This is a genomic window from Chitinophaga sp. OAE865 (genome assembly GCF_040546735.1).
GTDB classification, from domain to species: domain Bacteria; phylum Bacteroidota; class Bacteroidia; order Chitinophagales; family Chitinophagaceae; genus Chitinophaga; species Chitinophaga polysaccharea_A.
Genome location: NZ_JBEPOF010000001.1, coordinates 829,748 through 854,655 on the forward strand (window position 1 = coordinate 829,748; position 24,908 = coordinate 854,655).

A 24,908-nucleotide genomic window follows, 5' to 3' on the forward strand; every position below is an offset into this window, starting at 1 on the left:
TTTTTCTGTAGTTCAGCATTTCGCCTTTCGTTAAGTAATTAATTCTTTAACGCGTCTTCCAGGTTGGTGATAATGCTCACCGCCTGTTCGTAAGTTCCCTGCATTTTCCGGTTATCCTGCCCCGGTGCATACAAGGCCACTTCGCAGTTATCGATCAGGTTAAACAGGTCGTGCGTATTACTGCCATTAATATGGCGGGCGCTCAGTTTATCCTGTATCAGTTGTTTGCTCAGATCGGCCATTGGTATTTTCAGTTTGGAACTGAGGTAACCCCAAACAGCACGTGATGTTTCTTCATAAAAAGCTTTATCCTTGCCTTCTTTCAGGTAACGGGCAGCCAGTTCCAGCCTTTTCAGCGCTACTTTATTAGCGTAGCGGTGTTTCAATACTGCGGCGTTGGTAGTATTGTAGTCCCTGCGACGCTTGTAAAAAATAATACCAGCGGCTATCAGCAATGGTAATAACAGCAACACATAGAACCAGGGGCTGAGGATAAACCAGCTGTGATTCCGTGTCCAGTCGAGGATACCGGTTTCATTTTTTACCAGCTCATTTTTGCCGGCGCTGAAATCCTGTTTATCCTGCTTAATATGTTTGCCCTGTTCAATCTGGACGTTGAAAGGCTGGGAGCGCAATGTTTTATAGCTGTTGGCTGCCGGGTCGAAGTAAGAAAATTCCACCGCAGGTATGGTATGATCGCCGGCTTCCTGTGGCATCAGCACATATTCAAAGGTACGGCTGCCTGACAGCGGATTGCTGTTTTTCTCTATATCGTCGGTTACTTTCGGATCATATTTTTCAAAGCCGGTAGGCGTTTCCACCTTGGGGGAGTTCAGCAGGTTCACATTACCCTGCCCGCTGATGGTGACCTTCAATGTGAGGGCATCATCGGTGGTAAGTTTCTTTTTATCCACCACGGCAGTCATGTTAAAGTTGCCTACGGCACCATTGTAACTGATCGGGCGCCCATCTAGGGGAACGGGTTTAACCGTGATCTTTATCGGGTTGCTCTGGATTTTGTAAGGAACATCCTGGTATTCCACTTCCGGGCGATTGAAGAAATCGTCAAAGAAAGGATCCCTGAATGCAGGATCGTTGAAGAAGTCTTCAAAAGGATCCCTACCCCTGCTGCTGCCTCCTTTTTTACTTACCATTTTCACCAGGCGCACCTGGTTGTCCACCTCCACAGGGTCCAGTTCCAGGGTGCCCGACTGCAGCGGGAACAGCAATGTTTTCCGGATGGTGAACACTTTATAGGGAATACCATTCACCCTTTCTTCAGTGGCCTGTGGTGGATTAGGCAGTTCAATATCTTTGGCGGAAAATCCTTTAAAAGCCGGTACTTTGGTAACGCTTGAATTTGTAGGGAGACGGGTAAAAAGTTTATACGTGGCCGTTAGTTGTTCTCCTTCGTATAAATTGGTTTTATCTACTTCTACTTTCAGGAAAACATTCTTCTTCAGTTTTTCATTGATGTCTTCTCCTTTTTTGAGGATACCTTCCATATCATCATTGCCACCGGAAGATCCGCGGTGTGGTGGAAAGCCGGACGACGGAGACGCTGCCTGCTGCTGTTGTTGTGCGCTGCCTTTCCTGACTTCAATTAAAACCGGGTTTGATTTAACGAGATTGCCATTTACACGCGCCTGCGCGCCGGCAATGGTGAAACTGCCCACGTGTTTAGGTTGCAGCAGGTAACTTAACGCAATATACTCAGAACGTTTTCCATTGAAAATGGATTGCCCCTGCATCTGGGAAGGTCCCTGCAGTACTTCAAAGTCTTTGAAACTGGGGGGCGTAAAACTTGAGATATTCACACCATTCTCCAGCATAAACTGGATCTGGAATGGTTCATCCAACGTCACGGCATTATTGCTCACAGTGGTAGTAAAGCGGAACTCCTGTGCCTGGGCACAGGCTACCGATCCTATACAAATCAAAATGGCGTAAATACACTTCCTTATGCAAAAACTGTACATCATAAATTATGTCAACAAATTTAACCAAAGCCGCGCCGGAAGCGCTGTAAGACCCCGTTAAAAGTTAGTTAAATCATTCTAATATGTTCTTATTTTGTTATCCTGATAAAGAACATTTTCTGCCGGCTGAAGAATCCAATATAATAAGATGTTTAAATATCTCCCAGCATGGGTCTCAGTATAATCTCCTCCACTACAGTTTGCTTTGCCATGGTCCAGGCAGCCCATATTACAGTGGCAATATCTTCGGGGGGCATCATTCTGTCGGGAGGGGCCTCAAAGCCTTCCCAGGAAGCGGTTAAGGTAGGGCCGGGACTAACTGCTGAAACCCCGATATAGTGTTGTTTCAGCTCTTCCCGCAGGTTTTTCGTAAAGCCCAGCAAGGCGTATTTCGTGATGCTATAGGCCCCGCCATTGGGATAGGCCCGGTAGCTGGCGGTGGAGCACATGTTAAAAATATATCCCTTACGCCGGGTGATCATAGCGGGTAATAATGCGCGGGTGAGATGATAAGCGCTGTATACATTTACAGCCATCATCTTTTCAAGTAACCCCTCTTCTTCCTGGTGAAGCGCCCCGGGTACGAAAATGCCGGCATTGTTCACCAGGATATCCACCTGCGGGAATGCAGCAGTCACTTTATTGGCAAATGCCAGCACCTGCGATTGATCTCCCATATCCACCACTTCCGTCAATACCGTTACTGCAGGGTTTTTCCGCTGGATATCCGCTTTGGCCAAAGCCAGTGTGTCTGCATGTCTCGCACAAATCGCTACATTGAATCCTTCCAGCGCCAGTTTTTCTGCTATAGCCTTTCCGATGCCCTTGCTGGCGCCCGTAATTACTGCATTCATAGTTTCTTTCATTAATGCAGTAAAATAAGGAATTTACTTTGGAATACACCAGCGCGATTCTCCCATCTCTGTGGTATTTTGTACCTTTGCGGCGTCATGAAATACAAACATCTTTTCTTTGACCTGGACCATACACTCTGGGACTTTGAAACAAATGAACAGGAAACACTGCTGGAGCTGTACAACAGCCATGGCCTGGAAAGCAGGGGGATACCATCTTTTGAAGCATTCTCCGTTTCTTACGTGGAACATAACGAACGCCTGTGGGACCGCTTCCGCAAAGGATTCATTACCCGCCGTGAGCTACGCGACAAACGCTTTCGTCTTACGCTGGTCGATTTCAAAATAGGAGATGAAAAACTGACACAGAAGATCAGCGATGAATTCCTGGAAATACTACCTTATAAAAAAGCATTGTTCCCTGAAACGAAGGAAACGCTGGAATACCTGGCTGCAAAGGATTATCCCATGCACATGATCACTAACGGCTTCGAGGAAACACAATTGCTGAAAATGAAGAACGCGGGGATTGATCACTACTTCACGCACGTGGTTACGTCGGAAGCGGCAGGCAGCTTAAAACCCTACCGGGAAATTTTTGACTACGCTATCACGAAAGCCAATACCAGCGCAACAGAGAGTATTATGATAGGAGATGCCATGGAGCTGGATATCAAAGGGGCCCATGGTGTGGGAATGGACCAGGTATATTTCAACCCTGGCAAACCGCCGGTCGACTTTCAACCTACTTATGTGATCGGGCATCTGGGGGAGCTGAGAAATATTTTGTAAGAAAAAAGGAGATGTGGACTACCACATCTCCTTTTTTCTTTATACCGGAACAAGTGAGGCTCCTGTATTAACAGGCATTCATCACTGTGCTTTCGCTTTTGTTTTGTTTGCCGCAGCCATTCTCAGGCTGGCAGTTTTCGACGGCTGCTTACAGCAGCTTTTACCTTTAGCGGTGGTTTTACAGGTGGCAGCGGAACAATCTTTTTTGGATTTGGGAGCTGCTTTGGTTTTCTCCTGTGCCAATGCTACGCCAGCTATCAACAGTAATGCGGCTGCGCCGGTAAAAGCTTTCTTTATCATGAGAATTGCCGTTTAGCTTTTAAAGATACTAGATTTTGGCAACAACTGTAACACCGCCCTGTACCACCTGTTCCAGCTGAACGGTCACTTCTGTACCGATAGGCAGGTAAAGGTCTACCCGGGAGCCGAACTTGATAAAGCCCATTTCCTCGTTCTGGCTTACTTCCATGCCTGGTTTCAGGTAGTTTACAATCCTGCGGGCGAGTGCGCCGGCAATTTGTCTTACCAGGATATCTGTTTTGCCGTTGCCGATTACCACGGAATGCCTTTCGTTTTCTGTGGATGATTTCGGATGCCAGGCTACCAGGTATTTACCGGCGTGGTATTGCGACAGCTTCACGTTACCGCTGATAGGGTTACGGTTTACATGCACATTGGCAGGGCTCATAAAAATAGACACCTGCAGGCGTTTATCCTTGAAATACTCCGGCTCATATACTTCTTCAATTACCACTACTTTACCATCGCAGGGAGAAATCACCAGCGAGTCACCAGTTGTATATTGCCGGGAGGGAATACGGAAGAATGAAACGATGAACAGGAAGAACGCAAGGGAAATAATGGATACTGTCCAGCACAGTGCCGGCGCGTTACTGAACCAATAAAATACTGCTCCGTTTATTAACGCCAGTACCAGGAATACAAGGGAAATAGTAGCAAATCCTTCACGATGGATCTTCATTGTTTTTTTATTAGATGATTGATGTATGTGTTTATATCTGGGTGCAAAGTTACTTTAATTCAATTTTTTTCGAATACGAATGTTTTGTTAACGCATCATAAAAAACTGAACATAAATCCAGGCGAAAGGAGCTGCCAGCAGTAAGGAATCGAACCGGTCCATAAAACCGCCATGACCGGGCATGATCTTACCGGAATCTTTTACGCCGGCCATCCGTTTCAGCTTCGATTCTATCAGGTCCCCGATGGTGCCGAATATAGCGGCAATGAGAGCCAGTACAATCCAATGCTGCAGGGCCAGGTACCGGTAGCCCCAGAAATGTCCGTAAACGCCGGCCGTGGCCACCGCGAGGATCATTCCGCCCACTGTGCCTTCAATGGTTTTCTTGGGTGATATAGCCGGGGCAAACGGAGTGCGCCCGATCAGGGAGCCCACAATATAGGCCATGGTATCATTGATCCAGATGAATATGATAAGCAGTAGGGGAATCAGCCAGCCGGGTGCAGTACCCACATTTTCGGGGGTGTAATGAATATTGATGGCATTTACCCGGATATGGATCAGCAACCCAAAGGGAATGATCACATATAGCAACCCGATGGCCGAGTAACCAATATTCTTTAAAGAAAAGTCCTTACTCATCAGCACTTCTCCTAAAGGCATCACCAGCAGGAAAATTACGGCCGTCCACCAGCCCAGCAGTCCTGTGGGAATACCGCCTATTGCAAAATTATCTCCGGTAAAAGTAAGCAGGATAGCCGCTCCCGCTATGGTAGCGCCCCATTTGTGCCAGGATGAAACACCGGTATAGTCGGGGTCAATCCCGCGAAGCAGCCTGAAATATTCCTGGAGGGCAAAACAGCCGATCAGGAAAAAAAGCAGGAAAAAAGTATAGTCGGCCCATAGGATCCCTCCCAGCATTACTGCCACAAACACAAGCGCCGAGGCAGTGCGGGTGAAAAATGTCTTCATTATGGTTGTATCTGTTGATTAAATTCTACCCGCAAAAGTGGATAAAAATACCCTACAGAGCAAATTCCCTTCAGGGAAGCCACCTGGAGGGCACTATCTGCGGGATCTCACTATTCTTCTTCCTCCAGCTGGTTCGGATCGCCGGTAGGAAGATTATTGTGATTATGCACCAGGTCTTTGGCTATTTTTTCCTGTGACTCATGCACATATAATTCCACCTGTCCGGGCAGGGTGATATTATAAGACGAGGATTGCCGGTTGAGTAAAACCGCTTCAATATCATTATCCAGTAACATTCCCTTTACTATTTCGGCTTCAAATGGCCGGTCGCTTGAGAAAATTTTCACCCAGTCTTTTTCCATAATATTTGCTTTAATGTCTTTATAAAGATTAAAAATTTTCGTCTGCTCCAATTTCTTCAACCTCTTCCCCGTCTTTTCTCTTCTCCGGGTCTGTCATCACCATAGGGACCGATTTCCTGCTTAATGCCCAGAACAGCCCGATGGTTACAGGAATGCTCAAGGCTACATAATACCATTCCACGGGCGTATTTTTCATCGGGTCTTCTTTTACCATGCCATGCTGGAACAGGTAAAGCATTGTTACCTGCAGCCCGTTGTTCAGGATATGCGCCAGGATGCTCAGCCAGAGATTGCCGCTGAGAACATAAATAGCACCCAGTGTGAACCCCATTACCACGCGGGGCAGAAAGCCCAGCATTTCGCCATGGATAGCGCTGAACAGGATAGATGTAATAAATACGCTCAGCCACACCTTTCCTGTAGCTTTGATGATAAGCCGCTGAAAAACACCGCGGAAAAAAAGTTCTTCTGCTATGGCCGGCACAATGGCCACCAGTACCAGGTTGATGAACAGATCCTGAAGGGTAGGCATTTTCAGCATAACGCCCAGCAGCTTTTCAGCCATATTCTGCAGGTCGCGGGCCGATTGTGAAATTGGCCAGGTTTCGTTCCACTGGCCCAGCAGATTGGCAAAAGGTAAACAGCCGTACATGACCAGTAATGCCAGTATTACCTGCAAACCGGAAGGCGTTTTCAGGCCCAGGTATTTTACCGGATAAGGCTGCCACAGGTAGGCAAAAAGTGCCGCCGGCACAAAGAAGGCTATGATAGTGTAAAGGAATTGTGTTATTTTCAGATAGCCGATCGAGTTAGGATCGGTAAGTGTGCCCGACTGAAGCGCTTCCAGCGTTTGACCGGTTACACCCGGTGTAATCGCCTGAAGCCCATAAAGGTACAGGGCAAAGAACCCAAAGGCAAAGCCCAGGAATGTTACAAACTGCAATGAAACGGGTGACTGCTTCAGATAACCGGACATAAAAAGATACTGTATTTTTTGCGTAAATTTACAGCGCGAAATTAAGTTTTTGCAGATGCTTACGCTTACCGCAGCTGCTGAACGATAGCCGTTACTGCAAAGAAATCCTGCTTGTAAAAGAAATAGTATATAAAATATTAAAATAATAACTCCGGCAAAAGCTGCTCTGGTTATATAAATTATGGTGAAGATAGGAAATATTGAACTGGGAGAATTCCCTTTATTACTGGCGCCCATGGAAGATGTGAGCGATCCGCCTTTTCGCGCGGTGTGCAAAGATAATGGGGCTGATCTCATGTATACAGAGTTCATATCTTCTGAAGGATTGATACGGGATGCTATCAAAAGCCGGAAAAAACTGGACATCTTCGATTACGAACGACCGGTAGGTATCCAGATTTTCGGGGGAGATGAAGAATCCCTGTCGCTGGCCGCACAAATTGTGGAAGCCACCAATCCCGATCTGCTGGATATCAATTTTGGCTGCCCCGTGAAAAAGGTAGCATGTAAGGGCGCCGGCGCCGGTATCCTGAAAGACATTCCTAAAATGGTTAAACTTACCGCCGCTGTGGTAAAGGCCACCAGGTTGCCGGTAACCATTAAAACCCGTTTGGGCTGGGATGAGGAAACAAAAAATATTGAGGATGTAGCCGAAAGGCTCCAGGATGTAGGCATTAAAGCCCTTACCATTCATGGCCGGACACGGACCCAGATGTATAAAGGCAGCGCCGACTGGACCCTTATCGGAAAAGTAAAGAACAATCCACGCATACAAATCCCTATCTTTGGTAACGGTGATATATGTACGCCGGAACAGGCAATCGCCGCCAGGCAGAAATATGGCGTGGATGGCGTAATGATCGGAAGGGCCGCCATCGGGTATCCGTGGATTTTCAGGGAGATCAAGCATTTTATGAAGACCGGCGAACATTTAGCCCTGCCAACTGTTTTGGAGAGAGTGGAAGTCTGCAAAAAACACCTTCACCAGTCAGTTGCCTGGAAAGGAGAAGTGGTAGGCATACTGGAAATGCGCCGGCATTATACAAATTACCTCAAAGGGTTACCGCATATAAAAGAATTCAGACAACAATTAGTAACTTACAATACATTAGCTGAGATTGAGGAAGTACTAGACGCGGTTGTGTTACAATACAAGGACCATATATTCGAAAGGGCCGCTCCACAGTTAGCTGCACACGATTTTCTGCCGGCTGATAATGAAATGGCCGGTTGTAACGTTTACGGATAAACGGATAAACCCCGGGGATATAAAAAAATAAAAATTACTTTCACATGACCACAATTAAAAATCTGAAAAATGAAGTCTGGAAAGACTTACAGATTAAAAACAAATCTGCCCTGCGTAAAAAATACGCTGTTTCAAACATGGGGAGAGTGATCAGTTATCATGAAAGTACCGAAGATGGTAAGCTGCTCACGGGGTCTACCGTGGAAGGCTATACGGTATTAAACGTAAAGCCGGCAGACAGCTACCAGTCACTCTACCTGCACCGGGAAGTGGCCAAACTTTTCAGTAAAAAAGGAGGACGGGCACATAAGTATGTGATTCACCTGGACTACGATAAAAAAAACAATAAAGCCTCCAATCTTCAATGGGCCACCAAGGAGGAAATGGAAGAGCATCAGCAAAAGAGCCCGGCTAAGCTGGCCTACAAGGAAAAGCAGCGTAATCGTGTAAAAGGGCTGAAATTAAACGTTACCAAAGTTAAGAGTATCAAACGCCTGCTCAGTAAACCTGGCAAGAAAACAATGAAGCAGATCGCCGAACAGTTCGATATCAGCGAAATGCAGCTCTACCGTATCAAAAGCGGGGAGAACTGGGGGCACGTAACACTGGATTAAAGCCTGGTTTGCCAGGACTGATCATATATGATGTTGTCTGACAATGGCCATACTAATCGTATGGCCATTGTTACTTGGCTTAAGCCGGCTTTACGTATAGCGGCTCCCGTTAGAGTACTCCCCGTATCATTTCTCCTAACACTTTCCGGTAATGTTTGCTATCCTGCAGTACTGGTTCATAACCCAGCAGTATCACCTGTTTTCGTGCACGCGATAACGTTACCAGCAGCTTCCTGTCTACCTCTATATCTTCTTCCTCCCATTGAAACTGCCCCAGGCATTGCAGTGTTTGCACCTGCGCAGCATGATATACTGCCAGCGATACAATGATAATATCGTTTTCGGAACCCTGGAACCGCTCTACAGTATCAATATTAATATCCTGCAGCACTTCATCGTCTGCAATCAGCTCCCGGATAAGGCTGATCTGTGTGCGCCAGGGCGTTACTACCCCTACGGTGTCTTTACTAAAGCCGGCGCCGTAACGGGCTTTCAGATGATGCAGCAGGGAAGCTACCCACTTTGCTTCGGTTCTGTTCATTTTGGAGCTTGCCTCGTATGGGCTGCCAATAAATATTTTTCTTCCTAAAGACAGGATCCGCTCCCAGCCCAGGTGTTCATGAACGGGAAACGGGCCAAAACCGGCTTTCTGGTCTTCCTTGCCGGAAGATAATTGTCCTGCGTAATAGTGATTGACCAATGCTGCAATGCTGTCGTGCATCCGGAAGTGCGTGTTCAGCATGCCCCAGGCATGACGCCAGTGACTTGTTTTGCAGCGTTGTATCAGCCGCTCAAAAATAGATGTCCGCAGATCACGGATGCCCAGCTCCTGCAAACAAGGGGCTTTCACCTGGCAAAACCAGGCTTCCTGCGCTACAACCGGGGGTAACTGGTTCTGATCACCTATCAGGATAAATTTCCGGAAAGGCATCAGCAGTCCCAGCAACTGCGGCTCTGTTAACTGAGAGGCTTCATCTACAATTAAGGTATCGGAAGGAATCCCCATCATCGTGAGCTGCTCCAGCCGCGTAGCCATAGTAGCCACAGTGGCTACAAATACCCGGTGCCCGGTAATATAATTCCTGGCATCGTCCAGTGATCCTTCCATGCAGTATTGCCGCAACATAAGCGCAGCATCGGAATTTCGCCCGCCCATACGCAGGTGCCTGATATCTTTTGCCGCCAGCTTATGGCATATTTCTTCTACTGCCTTGTTGGTAAAGGCAACAATGATCACATAGTGATCCCGTTTTACCATCTCTTCTACTATGGTGGTAAGCATAGAAGATGTTTTACCGGTACCTGGTGGTCCCTGCAACAGGTAATAATCCTGCGCTTCCAGGGCCTGTTTCACTATCTGTTCCTGGTTAGCGTTAAACATGGCCGGTGTGGGGTGCTGCAGAGGGTACCATCGTGGCGTGGTAAGCCCCAGCAGCATATTGGTACGCTCCCGGTACAACGGGGAGATCACATGAAAAAGCGATGCGGTGGCTGTCCAATAGTTGGATTCATAAATGTCGTGTTCAATGATCCATTCATCAAATTGCCGGAAGAAATCAAGGGTCATCTGACGGTTATTCAGGGAAAATGCCAGCTGGTTTTTTCCCAGATCCTCTATCCTGCCTTTCAGCAGCTGTTGTTGTAAAGGTTGTAATTCCGTACTGGTACGCGGATAAATAATAGCCGTATCTCCCTTGCGGAAATTGTGGCTAACGGGCACGACTATATCAAAAAGCACGGAGCTGTTAACGGAATCAAATTCCCGGAACCGCAGCCCGGGGATGATATTGAAGCGCGACAGCTTATCTTTTTCCTGTTGCAGCCACAGCGCAGCAAAACCGTCGGCATCTTCCTCCCGGTTAATTTCCGAGAACATGCCACACTTTGCCTGCAGGTATTCCCTTAACATAAAGGCAAGGAACTCGTGGTAATAAGCTTTGGCTACAGGGGGCGCTGTTTGCCATGCCTGTTCAAAGGTGGTGAAATGAGCTGCACTGAAGGAAGGCAGGCCCTGCGCAGCTGCCGTAGTAATAGAGGAAAGTACTTCAAACTCCCCTCCTGCAAGTCGCAGCAGCATGGCTACTACCTCATTGCGTAACAGCAGCAGGTCGTTTTCCGTATGGTGTGTACTGCTTACATTACGTAATGGAGAGGTGGTTGCGGCGGAGTACAGTATGGCTGAACCGCCTTTCCGATGCCGTCCAAAGGCTGAACGCAGCAGGAGGTTATACCCTACTACCTGCATTTCATGATTCTTCCATGTATTGAAATCGGGGCATTTCCCGCTTTTTAGCTCAAAAATTTCCTTCCGGTATTCGTCGCTATCGTCTTCTGCCATCAGGTCCAGTCGCCCTTGTAATCCGTATTGGGCGGAGAAGAAGGTGGGTTCTATTCTCACCGGTTTATCCTGCAGCTCCTTTACCGTATTGTGCAGGTTACCCCAGTGTTGCTGCCGGATATCGCGGAACATTTCATTGATCTTCTCCCGGCCATAGGCGGCTGCCTGTAGTACATTTTCAGCCACCGCCTCTACAAACGAGCTTTTGAAATCTATGTCCCGGTTGCGGAGCATTTCGTCCAGCAGGGCATTTACCAGGTTCCCCTTGAATGCTGCGGGGCTGGAGGCCTGGGGAGTAAGTTTTTTAACAAGATATAATAACCGGTTGGGTCCTTTATGGGTAAAACACTCGGCCAGGTCGCTGATGTCTATGAGGAGGTCCGGTTCCAGCACTACCTGGCTTTCGCTGGTAGTCGTATATTCGTGACCGTTAATACTCTGCCGGCAGTGAAGTACATGAATGGTGTCGTATGGGCGCAGTAAGCCATGCAGGGATACAACCGCGGCAGGATCCATGTGTTCCAGCAGGAGCTGGAAATCGCCCTGTTCATCATTTTTAACATCCAGCAGCAAGGTATATTTACCCAATGTATTGGTATTGAGCGCGCCAACGGCGGTTACCATGCATTTCAGCAGGGCGAGGCTGCCCGGGCGGTGCTGCCAGGCAAGCGATAGTTTGTGTGAGCCCGCAGGGGCATATAATGCAGTAAGTTCAGGCGGCGGCGTGGCCTGGTAACACCATGCTACAGATTCGGTAAGGGCTTTGATACACAACAGGTGTTCTGCTTCCTGCAGGGGAAACATTCCCCTTGTAGCTTTGTTGGTGAGTATACGGAGCGCAGTCAGCTGCTGGTGGATATCCGGGGGAACAGTTTGCCGGTCGAAATAAAACTGCATGCGTGCAAACAGGTTCCCGAAAGAACGGGTTTCTTTCCGGGTCAGATCCCGGAAAAGGATTTCCAGTATCTGTTTATAGTGACGGGTTTTATCTTCCGTATCTGCTATACTATGGGCTTCTTTTATCCTCGCGTAAAACGCAGCTGCTGTGTGTAATGCCTGCATGCTGCAAGATAATGAATCGTTGCCGTTTGCATGGATGCGGCATTTGTTATACCTTTCTTACGATTTATAATGTAATCTTCATTTTTTATGTCAGCCAAAAAAATAGCCATTATAGGTGGAGGAAATCTGGGCTCGGCCATTGCCCGGGGATTGTTGAAGAGCGGATTTTCAAAGGCCGGCGATATCATTGTTACCAAGCGTAACACCACTACCCTTACAGATCTGCGTGACGCAGGTGTGCAGATAGAAACGGATAATGATATTGCCATCCGCGGAGCGGAAATAATTGTGGTAGCGTTAAAGCCCTACAATGTGCGGGAAATATTGCAGGAGTTCAAAGGTTCCTTTGACCCCGCAAAGCATATACTGATCAGCGTGGTGACCGGTGTAAGCATCGACGATCTGGAGCATGTGGTGCCCGGTATGCCGGTGGTAAGAGCCATGCCTAATACGGCTATAGCCATACAGGAATCCATCACCTGTATTTCTCATAAGCATGCCACAGAAGAACAGATCCGGTATGTGAAAACCATGTTCGACCAGCTGGGAGCTACGGTAATGATAGATGAGAAGCTGATGGATGCTGCCACCGTGCTGGGGGCCTGTGGTATTGCCTTTGCGCTTCGCTTTATCCGTGCAAATATCCAGGGAGGTATTGAAATAGGTTTTGATGTGCGCACCGCCAGTTTAATTGCTGCGCAAACGGTAAAAGGGGCAGCGGAACTGCTGATCCGGGAAAACCGTCATCCTGAAGAGGAAATTGATAAGGTAACTACGCCCAAAGGCTGTACTATTGCCGGTTTGAACGAAATGGAACATCAAGGCTTCAGTTCTTCCCTGATAAAAGGAATAACAGCATCTTACGATAAAATTGTAAAAGACTAGTCTTTACGGGGATACTCGAAGAAGAGGAACTTCTTTTTTGCCAGGTCAAAATCTTTCCAGCTATCGGTATCTGCCTGGATGCCAAAGATGCCGGTAGTAGGTACATTGTCGATCCTGATCTCTTCAGTGAGGTAATTGGCAAAATCGGTGATGCCGGGGTTATGGGCAAAGATGGCCACAGCGCTGAAGTCGTCGTCAATTTTGGTGATTACCTTGAGGAAAGTGGCAGCATAGCAGAGATAAAGTTCTTCTTCCAGCAGGATAGCCTGTTTGGGATAGTGCCATTCACTGGCCATTATTTTAGCGGTAGACCTGGCTCTTTTCGCAGGGCTGGAAATAATCAGTTCCGGCACCATACCCCTTGTAACGAGGCGTTGTGCCATTTCGGGCGCATTTGCTTTTCCCCGTTTATTGAGGGGCCTGTCAAAATCATCCATGTCCGGATCGGTCCAGCTGGATTTAGCATGACGTATAAGTAGTAATGTTTTCATGGGCTGAAAACCTATAATTAACTATAACGAAAATACAGATTTTACAGGAAGTTAACTTGTTAGACTTATACTGTCTGAACGGGCGGGGTTATTTAAGATAAAATTAACATGAAAACAAATAGTCATTCAAATAATAAGAGATCTGATCGTCCGGTTCAAAAGATGGACTTTTTGAATGCCGGATGACCAGATCCCTGGCTATTTACACGATTAATATCCTCTTTCGTTCTTACCTTCCATATAGTTCATGAATGCTTTATTCACAACACGGTTACCGCCCGGAGTAGGGTAATTACCGGTAAAGTACCAGTCGCCCAGGTTATTCGGACAAGCTTCATGGAGGCTTTCGATAGATTGGTAGATTACTTCTATTTCCGCTTTAATACCGCCCGGATTAAGGATTTCGGCAATTTTAGCAGAAATCTGTTCGGGGGTAAATGGCTTATAGATGTTCTTCACTACGTTTTGCGCGTGAAGGGTATTGGTGCGTTGCAGTTCTTTGCAGAGGCCGTAGGCTTCATTCAGGATATGTTCTTTACCATGATCTTTCAGGAGGCCGATGGCAGCCTGGAAGGCCACAAAATCACCCATTTTGCTCATATCTATACCATAGCAGTCAGGGTAGCGGATCTGTGGAGCTGATGATACAATGATGATCTTTTTGGGGCCCAGGCGATCCAGCATCTTCACAATACTTTCCTTCAGGGTGGTACCGCGAACAATTGAATCATCTATCACTACCAGGGAATCAATGCCTGGCCTTACCTTACCATAAGTGATATCGTACACGTGCTGTACCATTTCGTTACGGCTGGAGTCTTCAGTGATGAACGTGCGCATTTTCACATCCTTGGTGGCAATCTTATCGATACGGATACGGCGGTTCACCATTTCGGAGAGCTTTTCCTCATCGAAATCGTTACCCCAGGAGAGGATACGCTCTACTTTTATTTTGTTGAGATAAGCTTCCAGTCCTTTTAACAGGCCATAGAAGGCTACTTCAGCGGTGTTGGGAATAAAAGAGAAGATAGTATTTTTGAGGTCATTGTCGATGGCCTTCAATACGGTGCCGGATAAGTGTCTGCCCAGATCAGTACGTTCCCTGTATATTTTCTCATCATTACCACGGGAGAAGTAAATCCTTTCAAAGCTGCAGGCTTTGCGTTCTTTGGGTTCGAGGATCTGCTCAATACTGTAGTCGCCGTTGTTTTTCACGATCAGCGCTGTACCGGGCATCAGCTCCAGCACTTCATTTTCACCTACGTTAAAAGTGGTGCGGATGGCAGCCCTTTCAGAGGCGGCCACGATCACATCATCGTTAATATAATAGTAAGAAGGACGGATACCATGCGCATCACGGATCACGAAAGCGTCTCCCGAGCCGATCAGGCCGCAGGTGTGATAGCCGCCATCGAACATGGAAAATGACTGTTGCAGGATCTTTTTGATATCGAGGTCGTCGCTGCCTTCATTGTCTTCTTTGGCGAGGAAGTGATGCACTACTTCCAGCATAGCCGCCAGATCGCTGTTTTTATGTACTTCTCCGGGTTGAGCCTTGGAGAATTCAAACAGCTCATCCGTGTTTATCAGGTTAAAATTCCCTGCCATAGCCAGGTTGCGGGCAGGAATGGTATTGTAACGTACAAATGGGTGGCAAAGTTCCACGTTGTTTTTACCCTGGGTGGCATAGCGGATATGACCCATCATGAGCTCACCGAGGAAACGTACATGGCCTTTCATCAGGCCCGGGTATTTGGTGATTTCCGGTTGATATTTTTCTATCTCCTGGATCTCATCTCGCACTTTCCCGAAAATATCCCCGATAGCCTGGGGAGCCGCACTGCGGATACGGTGCATAAAGGGAACGCCGGGCTCGGTGTTTAGTTTCACGGTAGCTAAACCAGCGCCATCCTGGCCTCTGTTGTGTTGTTTTTCCATGAGCAGGTATAGTTTGTTCAGCCCATAGAAAACACTCCCATATTTTTGTTGGTAGTAGGAAAACGGTTTTCTTAACCTTATAAATGCCAGACCGCATTCATGTTTGATCGCATCACTCATGGCAGAAAATTGAAGTCGCAAAGGTACGCCAAAAAAGGAGAAAACCCGAAAGCTGTTGGTAAAGCTATCAGCCTTTGCCTATTCTGTATCAGAGCAAAAAAAGCGGGGATAAAAGCTTTCGCCCTTCTCCCCGCTTTAATGAATAGCTTTATGATTTTTATTGTTTGGCCAAGCCAGCCATCCATTGGCTGATGTGGTTACACTCTTTATATTGATCATCCACATGCACATAGAAAGTGGGGATCTTTTCGATGAGCCATTTGTTAATGGCTTCCGCGCGTTTGATATCCAGTGTTCTTTGCTGGATGCGCGAATAATCGTCGGTAAGATTTTCCCGGTGAGGCTGGGTGCGTGTTTTCAGGTAAACGATCCGTACTGCTGCACGGCCATTTTCGTCTGTAAACTGCACCGGTGCTGAAATCTGGCCTGGTTTCAGGGTATCCAGCATCATTACAATATCCCTTTCTGTAGGATCATCCAGCTGATCAATAGTGATCAGGGTACTTCCATCTCCGGTTTTAGACTGCATCATACCGCCGTCGAATTTGGCACTTGGCGCATCACTGTATTTTGCTACAGCTTCAGAAAAGGTGATTTTTCCCGCCAGGATACTTTTACGGATGGAATCCAGTTTAGCAGTATTGGCAGCCAGGTCCGATTTGGTTACAGCTGCTCTTACAAGGATATGCTGTACCGTAACATTATCGCCGGAGCGTTTCAGCATCATGATCAGGTGGTAGCCGTGCTGCGACTTCACAGGAGAAGACATTTCCCCTTCTTTCAAACGGAAAGCAGCTGCCAGGAAGTCGGGATCCCAGGTGTTTTTATCGTTACGGTTCAGTGTGTATACGCCTTTGTTATCCTTTACGCCCGGATCTTCGGAGTACAGGATAGCCAGGGAGCCGAAATCTGATTCTTTATTCTGAACACGTTTTTTGAAATCGAGGATACGATCTATGGCGTACTGGTCCATTTCGCGGGTAGCCTTTGGCTGTAACACCAGGGTACCTATTTCCAGTTCGGACTCGTAAAAATGGAGACTGTCTTTAGGAATAGCATCAAAGAAGCGTTTTACTTCTGAGGGTGTTACCTTAACCGGTTCAACGATCTTGTTGCGCATTGCCTGGGCCAGTAACCCTTCTTTAATAGGCTGGCGGAAGCGTTCGCGGAGCTGGTAAATGGAATAGCCGGTAATTTCCTTCATTTTCTCTTTACTGCCATACATTGATTCAAAGTACCGGATACGGTTTTCCATCTGGGCTTCCACATCGCCATCGCTCACGGGTAAGCTGTCTCTTTCCGCCTGTAACACCATCACTTTCTGGGAAATCAGCATTTCCAGTGTTCTGCAGGCTGCGTCCGGCGGCAGGTTGCCATCGGGCGAGTTATGCTGCTGGTCGCTGAGCGCTCCGTCCATATCGGATTTGAGGATAATTTTATCTCCTACAACCCCAATAATCTTGTCTGCCACCAGTTTTTGCTGGGCCGTAGAAGCCTGCCATAACAGCAAAGCGCCTGCGGATAATGCTAAAAGTTTCTTCATACAAAAGCGGTAAAAACCAAAAATAACCATTTAAAAGTCAGTAGTATAGGGAAAGTCGATGGATTTAACAAAAGTTTAGATAAGCTGCCGCCTTTTAGCCATAAGCATCTTAGCCAAAAAAAGCGAAGAAAATAACGATGCCAGGTTTTGCACGATGGATCATTATTTTCTTCGCTGTATGTTATCTTAAAGCGGGGTAGCAGAAGGCTACCAGCTTTTATAAAGTTCTCTTCACTTCTACTTCTTCGAACCCTTCGATGTAATCGTTAGGTCTCAGATCGCTGTATCCGCGCACGCTCAAACCACACTCCATATTGGCGGCCACTTCCTTCACGTCATCTTTATAACGTTTCAGGGAGCCGAGTTCGCCGGTATGAACCACGATACCGTCGCGCACCACGTTGATACGGGTGTTTCTTGTCAGCTTGCCATCAACAACGAAGCAACCTGCCACGGTAACCTTCTCGAATTTGTAAGTTTCGCGCACCTGTACGTTGCACACCACTTTCTTCTCGATTTTTGGTTCCAGCATACCTTCCATGGCGCTCTTGATTTCATCGATCGCGTCATAGATGATGGAGTAGTTACGGATCTCGATATTTTCTTTTTCCGCAAGCTTAGCTGCCTGGGAAGAAGGACGTACCTGGAATCCGAGGATGATAGCATCGGAGGCGGTTGCCAGCAATACGTCGGATTCTGTGATCTGACCTACGGCTTTGTGAACAATGCTGATCACGATTTCTTCGGTAGACAGTTTCTGCAGGGAGTCGCTCAACGCTTCCACGGAACCATCAAAGTCGGCTTTGATGATGAGGTTCAGCTGTTTGAAGTTACCCAGTGCCAAACGGCGGCCGATTTCATCCAGGGTGATATGTTTCTTGGTACGGATACCTTGTTCACGAACGATTTGTGCCCTGCGGTTAGCTACTTCTTTAGCTTCAGACTCATCGGAGTACATCTTAAATTTCTCACCTGCCTGTGGCGCTCCATTCAAACCGAGTACCTGTACTGGCATGGATGGTCCTGCTTCTTCCATTTTCTGGCCGCGTTCGTTGAACATGGCTTTGATTTTTCCGAAGAAGGAACCGGATACGATGGTATCGCCCTGACGGAGGGTACCATTCTGTACCAGGAGGGAGGCAACGTAACCGCGGCCTTTATCCAGGGTAGCTTCCACGATACTTCCGGAGGCTTCACGGTCGGGATTGGCTTTCAATTCCAGCAGTTCTGCTTCCAGCAATATTTTTTCGAGGAGCACATCGATATTTAACCCGCTTTTCGCAGATATTTCCTGGCTTTGGTATTTACCGCCCCAGTCTTCCACCAGGAGGTTCATGCCGGCCAGCTGTTCTTTGATCCGTTCAGGATTTGATCCTTCCTTATCCACTTTATTGATAGCGAATACCATTGGCAGACCAGCGGCCTGTGAGTGGGAGATGGCTTCTTTGGTTTGTGGCATGATGGCGTCATCAGCAGCGATCACGATAACAGCGATATCCGCTGCTTTGGCACCACGGGCACGCATTGCGGTAAACGCTTCGTGACCGGGAGTATCGAGGAAGGTGATCTTTTTACCGCTGGCTGTTGTTACCTGGTATGCCCCGATGTGCTGGGTGATACCACCGGCTTCACCGGCTACTACGTTCGCACTGCGGATATAATCGAGCAGGGAGGTTTTACCGTGATCGACGTGACCCATGATAGTTACGATCGGTGCACGTGGAACCAGGTCTGCAGGGTCATCTACTTCATCTTCATCATCAGTTTCCTCCGCATCTTCCAGCCCAATGAATTCAACTTCGTATCCGAATTCGCCGGCAACCAGTTCTATTACTTCCGCATCGAGGCGTTGGTTGATAGATACCATGATGCCGAGGCCCATACATTTAGAGATTACTTCTGCGAAGCTTACATCCATCAGGTTGGCCAGTTCGGATACAGAAACGAATTCTGTTACCTGGAGTTTGCTTTCTCCGTCGCCCTGGTTAATTTTCTGATTGGCTCTTTCCTCGCGTTTTTCCCTGCGGTGTTTGGCTTTCACGTTTTTACCGCGACCGCCGCCACCGAGTTTGGCCATTGTTTCCTTGATCTTATTCTGGATCTCGTTCTTATCGATTTCTTTTTCTTCGGTAGTACGTTTATCCTCGCCGCGGTGCTGACCTGGTCTGTTGAAGTTGCCGCCCTGGCCTGGTCTGTTATAGCCACCGCCTTGTCCGGGTCTGTTACCTCCTCCACCTTGTCCGCCGCCCGGACGATTGTAACCGCCGCCCTGACCGGCTGGTCTGTTAGCACCGCCTGGACCACCCTGTCCGGCAGGCCTGTTATAGCCTCCGCCCTGGCCCTGTCCGGCTGGTCTGTTGTAGCTACCGCCGCCGGTACCTGTGTTGGCACCGCCGCCTGGCCGGTTGTGTGTCCGGTTATCGCCCTGGGGACGATTACCGCCCTGGTGTCCGCCGCCGCGGTTATCATGATGGGGGCGGTTGCCGCCTTGTCCGCCATGCTGATGTGGGCGATGTTCGCCGGGAGCGCCGCCTTCTTTGCGGTCGCCTTCTTTAAAGTCTTTAGGCTGAACAGGCTCAGGTTTCTTTTCTACGATGATACGCTTGCGTTTGCGTTTCTCGTCCCTGCTAAAGTTGCTGTTCTTATTATTATCGCGTCTGTCAGACTGAACTGGCAGCTCAATTTTACCGATTACTTTAGGGCCGGTTAATTTTTCGGCCTGGATATTTTCAATCACAGCAGCACCTGAAGCCTCGTCCTGTCCCTGTGAGGCGGCCGGAGGAGGTGTAGGTGGGGTGTTTTCGGCAGTAGAGGGTTTGCGATTTTCCGGTTTTACAACATTTTTAACAGGAATTTGCGCCGGTTCTTTGACTGCAGCGGGTTTTGCCTCTTGTAATACTTCTTCCACTTTTTTAACTACAGGTTTATCTTCAACCGGTGCGGCTTTTTCCGTTTTGTCTGTCGTATCGGTTTTGTCTGTTTTCGCTACTTTCTCTGCCGGTGTAGTGGTTTCGGCTTTAGGAGCCTGCTCCACTTTATCAGCCTTGTCAACTGTTTTTTCAGTTGGCGCTGCAGTTGCCTCTTGTGCAGGAGCAGGTTTAGGCTCCGGTTTTTCAGCAACTGGAGGAGCAGGGGTAACCACAGGTTTTTCTTCTTTTACCGTAGGTTTTTCTGCTGCCTGTTGCGGAGCCGGGGTTTCTTCCTGGTCCTTTTTGGCAACTGGTTTTTTATTGCGGTTTAGTGCGTCCAGATCGATAGTGGTGATTACTTTAGGGCCGTTTATTTTCGGCGACTCAGCTTTCTTCACTGTGTCTGGTTCTGCCGGAGGAGGCGTTGCCGGCGCTTTGGGAACTTCCGCAACAGGGGGAGCTGTAACAACGGGTGGTTCAGGCTTCGGTTCAGCTTTTTCCTTTGCGGGTGGCGGAGTTGCCGGGGCAACGTTCGCCTGTGGTTGTGGTTCTGGTTTAAGGGTTTCCTTAACCGGTTCCGGTTTAGTTTCAGGCTTTGCTTCCTGTTTGGGAGCAGCAGCCGTCTCTTCTTTTTCTTTAGTGGTATTCTTTTTAGCCGCCGCTTCCGCTTCCTCCTTTTCTTTCTTCTTCATCGTTTCTAACACGCTTCCTTTAGGCAGGGCTATCTGGTCGCTTTTGCGCTTGTTAGCCTTGTCCTGCTGGAACTCCGACTGCAGTGCTGTGTACATAACAGCCGTAAGACGGGCATTTGGAGAACCAAAGCCGTCCATATCAAAGCCTTTATTGCCAAGGAAATCGATGAGGGTTTCCTTACCAATATTAAACTCTTTGGCTGCAGCCAGCAATCGTGGTGTGTTGTTTGTTGTTTCAGGCATATCGTATTTCGGGCCTCCCCTGTTTCCCGTTTCTTCAAAACGGGATGTTTTTTTACGTTTAAACAATAACTCGAAAAAATCAATTCCCTTTCTAATAAGGCCTTTACCTGGGAAGGGTTGTGGCTCGGCTTTATTCTTTGTCAAACTCTTCCTGTAATATTCTTCTTACATCCTGCACTGTCTCTTCTTCCAGATCGGAACGGCGAACCAGTTCTTCAACGGTCAGCTCCAATACGCTGCGGGCAGTGTCACAACCTATTCGTTTAAGCTCATCTATTATCCATTCTTCGATTTCATCCGAGAATTCTTCCAGATCGATATCAAATTCTGACTGTTCCTGTGCTTCATCACGGAATACATCAATTTCAAAGCCAGTCAGTTCGCAAGCCAGCTTTATGTTTACTCCTTTTTTGCCGATAGCCAGTGATACCTGGTCGGGATTAAGGTAAACGGAAGCGTATTTGTTCTCATTATCCACTTCCATGCGGCTGATCCGGGCAGGTGTTAACGAACGCTGGATCAACAATTGAATGTTGGTGGTAAAGTTAATGATATCTATGTTTTCATTTCTCAGTTCGCGTACGATTCCGTGTATACGGCTTCCTTTCATACCCACGCAAGCTCCAACCGGGTCTATACGGTCATCGTAGGATTCAACAGCCACTTTGGCTCTTTCACCCGGTTCGCGAACAATTTTCTTGATAACAATCAGCCCGTCAAAGATCTCAGGCACCTCAATTTCCAGCAATTTAGCCAGGAAGGATGGATGTGTACGGGAGAGAATGATGAGTGGCGCGTTGTTTTTCATTTCAACTTTCTTCACCACCGCTCTTACGTTCTCCCCTTTCTTGAAATAATCTGTGGGGATCTGTTCAGATTTAGGCAAAATTAACTCATTCCCCTCATCATCAAGCAATAAAACTTCTTTTTTCCAAACCTGGTATACTTCGCCATTTACAATTTCACCTGCTTTATCAGCATATTTCTTTACCAGGATGTTCTTTTTGAGGTCGCCGATACGGGCGGATAAAGTTTGCTTTGCCGCCAGGATAGCCCTGCGGCCAAAGTCCATGATCTCTACTTCCTCATATAAATCCTCTCCTACCTGGTAATCCGGCTCTACCAGGATTGCTTCAGAATAGGCGATCTGAGCGTTGTCATCTTCTACTTCCCCATCATTTACAATGGTTCGACGGCGTAATATTTCAAGGTCACCTTTTTCGGTATTTACAATCACGTCAAAATTCTCATCTGAGCCATATTTTTTCCGCAGAAGCGTTTTGAACACATCCTCCAGGACCTTCATCAACGTAGGACGGTCAATGTTTTCCGCCTCCTTGAACTCAGTAAATGACTCAATCAGGTTAATACTAGCCATGTTTAGTTGTTATATTTTAAAACACGATGCACACCTTTGTGTGCTTTATTTCATTAAGTTTTAAATCAGTTGACTTTTTTTCTTTCTTCTTCCCGATCAGTTCCTCGATGTTAATAGCATCCTCGGTAACCGTTTGCAGGGTACCCTCCTTTACGGAGCCATCCAGCAGCGTAACTTCCACTTTCCGACCAATATTTTTAAGGTATTGTCTGTGTAGTTTGAGCGGTTCATCCAGGCCTGCGGACGAAACTTCCAGGGAGAAATCATTATTCGGGAACAGCTCAGCCGCTTCCAGCAAAGGATATAACTGGCGGTTGAATGATACCAGTGTAGCCACCGGCACCCCTTTATCCCCGTCTAAAAAGAGCTTGATATTGTTAGTGGGCTTAATTCTGATGTCTACCAAAAAATTGTCGGGATCATTCACCAGCAGTCCTTCTGCCATTTCCCGGATCGTTTTTATCACGTGTTCGTTTGCCATACAAAAAGCGCGAAGGGGACAATATCTCGTCCCCTTCGTTTGAATCATTTTTCCTCATACAAAAGTAGGATTTTATTTTGATTGAAAAACTATTTCTTTAACTTGTATTTAAATATTTATGGGAGATGCACCACCATCTTTCATATATATTTTAAAAATATCTGACGTGGCAACCCCTTTCTGGCGAAAAATAAATATTGAGCTGCTGGCATGGCCCCTGGGCCTCACCCTTTTGTATTTGATGACTCCTGATGAAAATGCCGGCAGTTTATGTCTGTTTAAAAATATTGGGATTCCTATTTGCCCTGGCTGCGGATTAGGCCATGGGATCCATTATTTTTTACATGGGCAGTGGAGCGCTTCCATCCATCATCATTGGTTTGCTCCCCTGGCAGTAGCTGTGCTGCTGTACCGTATAATACAACTGGCAAGGGATCAATATGCTGATTTCAAACAATTATAAACCCAACACGATGAACGATTTTTCATTTGCGATGCTCCCCGGGATCGAAACCGAGGAAATGATGTGGCTACAGGAGCTTACCAAGAGCTACTCTGCGGAGAACAAACAAAGATTCCTGGCAGTATACCAGGGCAGACGCAAAGATCCACAAACAATTCTTATCTGCAGCCTTATCGGTTTCCTGGGCTTTGCGGGTGTTCAACGCTTCCTGCTGGACCAGGTCGCCATGGGAATTGTATACTTTATCACCCTTGGTTTTTGCGGTATCGGTACTATTATAGATGCCATCAACGCCCGAAAAATGGCGTGGCAGTTCAATAAGAAAGAAGCCCTGGCATCCGCGGCCCTGCTCGGACTTTAATCTCCTCCCGAAAGTTAAAAAAACCTTAAAATGAAGTGATTTTCAGGAAGTCGGAATGTATATTCCGCTACCTTCGTGTCATTATGTTAAGATTTTTTGTTTCTATATTTCTGGCCTGGCTGCTCTACAAACTGGTATTCGACCTGATCATACCAGGCTACAGGGTTACCAAGCAGGTACGCAGACAAATGAGCGATATGCAGGATCATATGCGCCAGCAGTATGAACAGCAAAATGGCGGGCAATCCGGCACTCCGCCCCCTCCTCCTCAGCAACCGAAAAAATCTGATAAAGGGGATTACATCGATTTCGAAGAAATTAAATAGAAAAGGGCCGGTAGATCACCGGCCTTTTTTATAAAGCCTTTTGGGGCTGAAAAATATCCATGATCGTCCGCGGCGCCTGCAGGTGGATGGTTTGTAATCCGACTGCCTTCGCCCCTTCTATATTCGGTAACGTATCATCTATAAATAACGTTTCCTCCGGTAACAGCCCGTTTTCCTCCATTACCATGAGGTATGATTCCTTATCCGGTTTGCGGTGACCCATGAGATGGGAATAGTAAGCCTTATCGAAAAAGCTGCCCAGCGAAGGAATGCCCCTGCTCTCCTGCAATAACCGGTTGAAAGCTTCCAGGTGGATGGCATTGGTATTACTCAACAGATACAAATTATAATGCTGCCGCAATTGTTGCAGTAGCTGCAGTCGCTGTAAAGGAAAATCCAGTAACATAGCATTCCATGCTGCTATTATCTGTTCGTGGGTAACCCCCTCAGGTACATGCTGCTGCATTTGGGCCAGAAATTCTTCCACTGAAACATGCCCTGTTTCCAGGCCGTTAAATAAGCTGGAGCCATGAAACTGTGAATACAGCTCATTAAAATTCTTTACTCCCAACTGGGTAAATGCCTCACCGGTAAGCTGGTAGTTGATGTTCAGAATAACGCCGCCTAAATCAAAAATAATATTCTTTATGCCTTGCATGCGGCAAATTTATTAATGATAAACGAAATTTTTTTAGGTTAATTCAATAAAATAATTAATTTTGCCGTCCCCTGAAAAGGGGAATCAGTTCTTCGGAACAGGTCCTATAGCTCAGTTGGTTAGAGCACCTGACTCATAATCAGGGGGTCCCAGGATCATGCCCTGGTGGGACCACGCAGTAGAAAAGGCTTTCAGCGGATTAGCGCGGAAAGCCTTTTTTTCATTTGATACACTTACCAG

22 protein-coding genes and 1 tRNA gene are annotated in these 24,908 nt (G+C 47.2%); 8 read left to right on the top strand and 15 right to left on the bottom strand.

Annotated elements, in window-relative coordinates:
* Window positions 1–38 precede the first annotated feature (38 nt).
* Window positions 39–1,940, bottom strand: a complete 1,902-nt coding sequence (locus tag ABIE50_RS03535) for a BatD family protein (RefSeq protein ID WP_209855799.1) — start codon at window positions 1,938–1,940, stop codon at window positions 39–41.
* Window positions 1,941–2,131: 191 nt separating this feature from the next.
* Window positions 2,132–2,833 (bottom strand): SDR family oxidoreductase, encoded by a 702-nt coding sequence (locus ABIE50_RS03540; protein ID WP_209855797.1) that lies wholly within the window; start codon window positions 2,831–2,833, stop codon window positions 2,132–2,134.
* A 96-nt stretch (window positions 2,834–2,929) separates the two neighbouring features.
* On the opposite strand from ABIE50_RS03540, the gene ABIE50_RS03545 reads away from it, so the two are divergent.
* Window positions 2,930–3,625: a YjjG family noncanonical pyrimidine nucleotidase gene (locus ABIE50_RS03545; RefSeq protein ID WP_209855794.1), complete on the top strand. Its 696-nt coding sequence runs from the start codon at window positions 2,930–2,932 to the stop codon at window positions 3,623–3,625.
* A gap of 81 nt (window positions 3,626–3,706) precedes the next feature.
* On the opposite strand, the gene ABIE50_RS03550 is transcribed toward ABIE50_RS03545, so the two are convergent.
* The 5 genes from ABIE50_RS03550 to ABIE50_RS03570 form a co-directional block, all read right to left on the bottom strand.
* On the bottom strand, window positions 3,707–3,925 hold the full coding sequence (locus ABIE50_RS03550; protein ID WP_209855791.1) for a hypothetical protein: 219 nt from the start codon (window positions 3,923–3,925) through the stop codon (window positions 3,707–3,709).
* A 28-nt stretch (window positions 3,926–3,953) separates the two neighbouring features.
* On the bottom strand, window positions 3,954–4,607 hold the full coding sequence (locus ABIE50_RS03555) for a phosphatidylserine decarboxylase family protein (RefSeq protein WP_209855788.1): 654 nt from the start codon (window positions 4,605–4,607) through the stop codon (window positions 3,954–3,956).
* A gap of 87 nt (window positions 4,608–4,694) precedes the next feature.
* Entirely contained in the window at window positions 4,695–5,579 is an 885-nt protein-coding gene (locus tag ABIE50_RS03560) for a phosphatidate cytidylyltransferase (RefSeq protein ID WP_142684466.1), read from the bottom strand.
* A 110-nt stretch (window positions 5,580–5,689) separates the two neighbouring features.
* Window positions 5,690–5,941 (bottom strand): putative signal transducing protein, encoded by a 252-nt coding sequence (locus ABIE50_RS03565; protein WP_209855785.1) that lies wholly within the window; start codon window positions 5,939–5,941, stop codon window positions 5,690–5,692.
* A 28-nt stretch (window positions 5,942–5,969) separates the two neighbouring features.
* On the bottom strand, window positions 5,970–6,917 hold the full coding sequence (locus ABIE50_RS03570; protein WP_209855782.1) for a CPBP family intramembrane glutamic endopeptidase: 948 nt from the start codon (window positions 6,915–6,917) through the stop codon (window positions 5,970–5,972).
* 181 nt (window positions 6,918–7,098) lie between these two features.
* Here ABIE50_RS03570 and dusB point away from each other — a divergent pair, with 181 nt between their 5' ends.
* Together dusB and ABIE50_RS03580 are read left to right on the top strand one after the other, a co-directional pair.
* Window positions 7,099–8,166, top strand: a complete 1,068-nt coding sequence (gene dusB / locus ABIE50_RS03575; RefSeq protein ID WP_209855773.1) for a tRNA dihydrouridine synthase DusB — start codon at window positions 7,099–7,101, stop codon at window positions 8,164–8,166.
* Window positions 8,167–8,210: 44 nt separating this feature from the next.
* Window positions 8,211–8,780 carry an NUMOD4 domain-containing protein gene (locus ABIE50_RS03580; protein ID WP_142684462.1) on the top strand — a complete coding sequence of 190 codons (570 nt, stop codon included), beginning with the start codon at window positions 8,211–8,213 and terminating at the stop codon, window positions 8,778–8,780.
* 109 nt (window positions 8,781–8,889) lie between these two features.
* On the opposite strand, the gene ABIE50_RS03585 is transcribed toward ABIE50_RS03580, so the two are convergent.
* Entirely contained in the window at window positions 8,890–12,180 is a 3,291-nt protein-coding gene (locus ABIE50_RS03585) for an AAA domain-containing protein (RefSeq protein ID WP_209855770.1), read from the bottom strand.
* 87 nt (window positions 12,181–12,267) lie between these two features.
* On the opposite strand from ABIE50_RS03585, the gene proC reads away from it, so the two are divergent.
* Complete coding sequence (proC, locus tag ABIE50_RS03590; RefSeq protein WP_142684460.1) at window positions 12,268–13,065, top strand: pyrroline-5-carboxylate reductase; 798 nt, start codon at window positions 12,268–12,270, stop codon at window positions 13,063–13,065.
* Here proC and ABIE50_RS03595 read toward each other — a convergent pair.
* From ABIE50_RS03595 to rimP, 6 genes are all read right to left on the bottom strand, one after another.
* On the bottom strand, window positions 13,062–13,556 hold the full coding sequence (locus tag ABIE50_RS03595) for a SixA phosphatase family protein (RefSeq protein WP_209855768.1): 495 nt from the start codon (window positions 13,554–13,556) through the stop codon (window positions 13,062–13,064). The two genes, proC and ABIE50_RS03595, sit on opposite strands and share 4 nt — an antisense overlap.
* A gap of 210 nt (window positions 13,557–13,766) precedes the next feature.
* Window positions 13,767–15,494 (bottom strand): amidophosphoribosyltransferase, encoded by a 1,728-nt coding sequence (locus ABIE50_RS03600; RefSeq protein ID WP_260607380.1) that lies wholly within the window; start codon window positions 15,492–15,494, stop codon window positions 13,767–13,769.
* 277 nt (window positions 15,495–15,771) lie between these two features.
* Window positions 15,772–17,157, bottom strand: a complete 1,386-nt coding sequence (locus ABIE50_RS03605) for a peptidylprolyl isomerase (RefSeq protein WP_185937140.1) — start codon at window positions 17,155–17,157, stop codon at window positions 15,772–15,774.
* A gap of 217 nt (window positions 17,158–17,374) precedes the next feature.
* The gene (gene infB, locus ABIE50_RS03610; RefSeq protein ID WP_354027860.1) at window positions 17,375–21,145 is read right to left on the bottom strand and encodes a translation initiation factor IF-2; all 3,771 of its coding nucleotides are present in this window, start codon (window positions 21,143–21,145) and stop codon (window positions 17,375–17,377) included.
* Entirely contained in the window at window positions 21,132–22,379 is a 1,248-nt protein-coding gene (nusA, locus tag ABIE50_RS03615) for a transcription termination factor NusA (protein ID WP_142684456.1), read from the bottom strand. Before nusA ends, infB begins: the two co-directional genes overlap by 14 nt.
* Window positions 22,380–22,395: 16 nt before the next feature.
* Window positions 22,396–22,860 (bottom strand): ribosome maturation factor RimP, encoded by a 465-nt coding sequence (rimP, locus tag ABIE50_RS03620; protein WP_260607378.1) that lies wholly within the window; start codon window positions 22,858–22,860, stop codon window positions 22,396–22,398.
* Between the two features lie 166 nt (window positions 22,861–23,026).
* Between rimP and ABIE50_RS03625 the strand changes: the two genes are divergently transcribed.
* The 3 genes from ABIE50_RS03625 to ABIE50_RS03635 all read left to right on the top strand — a co-directional run bounded on the left by ABIE50_RS03625 (window position 23,027) and on the right by ABIE50_RS03635 (window position 24,010).
* A complete protein-coding gene (locus tag ABIE50_RS03625; protein WP_209855765.1) occupies window positions 23,027–23,323 on the top strand; it encodes a DUF2752 domain-containing protein in 297 nt (98 codons plus the stop codon).
* 10 nt (window positions 23,324–23,333) lie between these two features.
* Window positions 23,334–23,684 carry a TM2 domain-containing protein gene (locus ABIE50_RS03630; RefSeq protein ID WP_209855762.1) on the top strand — a complete coding sequence of 117 codons (351 nt, stop codon included), beginning with the start codon at window positions 23,334–23,336 and terminating at the stop codon, window positions 23,682–23,684.
* Window positions 23,685–23,767: 83 nt separating this feature from the next.
* On the top strand, window positions 23,768–24,010 hold the full coding sequence (locus ABIE50_RS03635) for a hypothetical protein (protein WP_142684452.1): 243 nt from the start codon (window positions 23,768–23,770) through the stop codon (window positions 24,008–24,010).
* Window positions 24,011–24,038: 28 nt separating this feature from the next.
* On the opposite strand, the gene ABIE50_RS03640 is transcribed toward ABIE50_RS03635, so the two are convergent.
* Window positions 24,039–24,668 carry an HAD family hydrolase gene (locus ABIE50_RS03640; protein WP_209855759.1) on the bottom strand — a complete coding sequence of 210 codons (630 nt, stop codon included), beginning with the start codon at window positions 24,666–24,668 and terminating at the stop codon, window positions 24,039–24,041.
* Window positions 24,669–24,768: 100 nt separating this feature from the next.
* Between ABIE50_RS03640 and ABIE50_RS03645 the strand changes: the two genes are divergently transcribed.
* A tRNA-Ile gene (locus ABIE50_RS03645) sits at window positions 24,769–24,842 on the top strand.
* The last annotated feature ends 66 nt before the right edge of the window (window positions 24,843–24,908 follow it).

What these genes read in the sequence shown, in the direction of transcription:
- ABIE50_RS03540 (WP_209855797.1), bottom strand. Translation starts at nt 2,833, where the DNA reads ATGAATGCAGTAATTACGGGCGCCAGCAAGGGCATCGGAAAGGCTATA.
- ABIE50_RS03545 (WP_209855794.1), top strand. Translation starts at nt 2,930, where the DNA reads ATGAAATACAAACATCTTTTCTTTGACCTGGACCATACACTCTGGGAC.
- ABIE50_RS03550 (WP_209855791.1), bottom strand. Translation starts at nt 3,925, where the DNA reads ATGATAAAGAAAGCTTTTACCGGCGCAGCCGCATTACTGTTGATAGCT.
- ABIE50_RS03555 (WP_209855788.1), bottom strand. Translation starts at nt 4,607, where the DNA reads ATGAAGATCCATCGTGAAGGATTTGCTACTATTTCCCTTGTATTCCTG.
- ABIE50_RS03560 (WP_142684466.1), bottom strand. Translation starts at nt 5,579, where the DNA reads ATGAAGACATTTTTCACCCGCACTGCCTCGGCGCTTGTGTTTGTGGCA.
- ABIE50_RS03565 (WP_209855785.1), bottom strand. Translation starts at nt 5,941, where the DNA reads ATGGAAAAAGACTGGGTGAAAATTTTCTCAAGCGACCGGCCATTTGAA.
- ABIE50_RS03570 (WP_209855782.1), bottom strand. Translation starts at nt 6,917, where the DNA reads ATGTCCGGTTATCTGAAGCAGTCACCCGTTTCATTGCAGTTTGTAACA.
- dusB (WP_209855773.1), top strand. Translation starts at nt 7,099, where the DNA reads ATGGTGAAGATAGGAAATATTGAACTGGGAGAATTCCCTTTATTACTG.
- ABIE50_RS03580 (WP_142684462.1), top strand. Translation starts at nt 8,211, where the DNA reads ATGACCACAATTAAAAATCTGAAAAATGAAGTCTGGAAAGACTTACAG.
- ABIE50_RS03585 (WP_209855770.1), bottom strand. Translation starts at nt 12,180, where the DNA reads ATGCAGGCATTACACACAGCAGCTGCGTTTTACGCGAGGATAAAAGAA.
- proC (WP_142684460.1), top strand. Translation starts at nt 12,268, where the DNA reads ATGTCAGCCAAAAAAATAGCCATTATAGGTGGAGGAAATCTGGGCTCG.
- ABIE50_RS03595 (WP_209855768.1), bottom strand. Translation starts at nt 13,556, where the DNA reads ATGAAAACATTACTACTTATACGTCATGCTAAATCCAGCTGGACCGAT.
- ABIE50_RS03600 (WP_260607380.1), bottom strand. Translation starts at nt 15,494, where the DNA reads ATGGAAAAACAACACAACAGAGGCCAGGATGGCGCTGGTTTAGCTACC.
- ABIE50_RS03605 (WP_185937140.1), bottom strand. Translation starts at nt 17,157, where the DNA reads ATGAAGAAACTTTTAGCATTATCCGCAGGCGCTTTGCTGTTATGGCAG.
- nusA (WP_142684456.1), bottom strand. Translation starts at nt 22,379, where the DNA reads ATGGCTAGTATTAACCTGATTGAGTCATTTACTGAGTTCAAGGAGGCG.
- rimP (WP_260607378.1), bottom strand. Translation starts at nt 22,860, where the DNA reads ATGGCAAACGAACACGTGATAAAAACGATCCGGGAAATGGCAGAAGGA.
- ABIE50_RS03630 (WP_209855762.1), top strand. Translation starts at nt 23,334, where the DNA reads ATGAACGATTTTTCATTTGCGATGCTCCCCGGGATCGAAACCGAGGAA.
- ABIE50_RS03635 (WP_142684452.1), top strand. Translation starts at nt 23,768, where the DNA reads ATGTTAAGATTTTTTGTTTCTATATTTCTGGCCTGGCTGCTCTACAAA.
- ABIE50_RS03640 (WP_209855759.1), bottom strand. Translation starts at nt 24,668, where the DNA reads ATGCAAGGCATAAAGAATATTATTTTTGATTTAGGCGGCGTTATTCTG.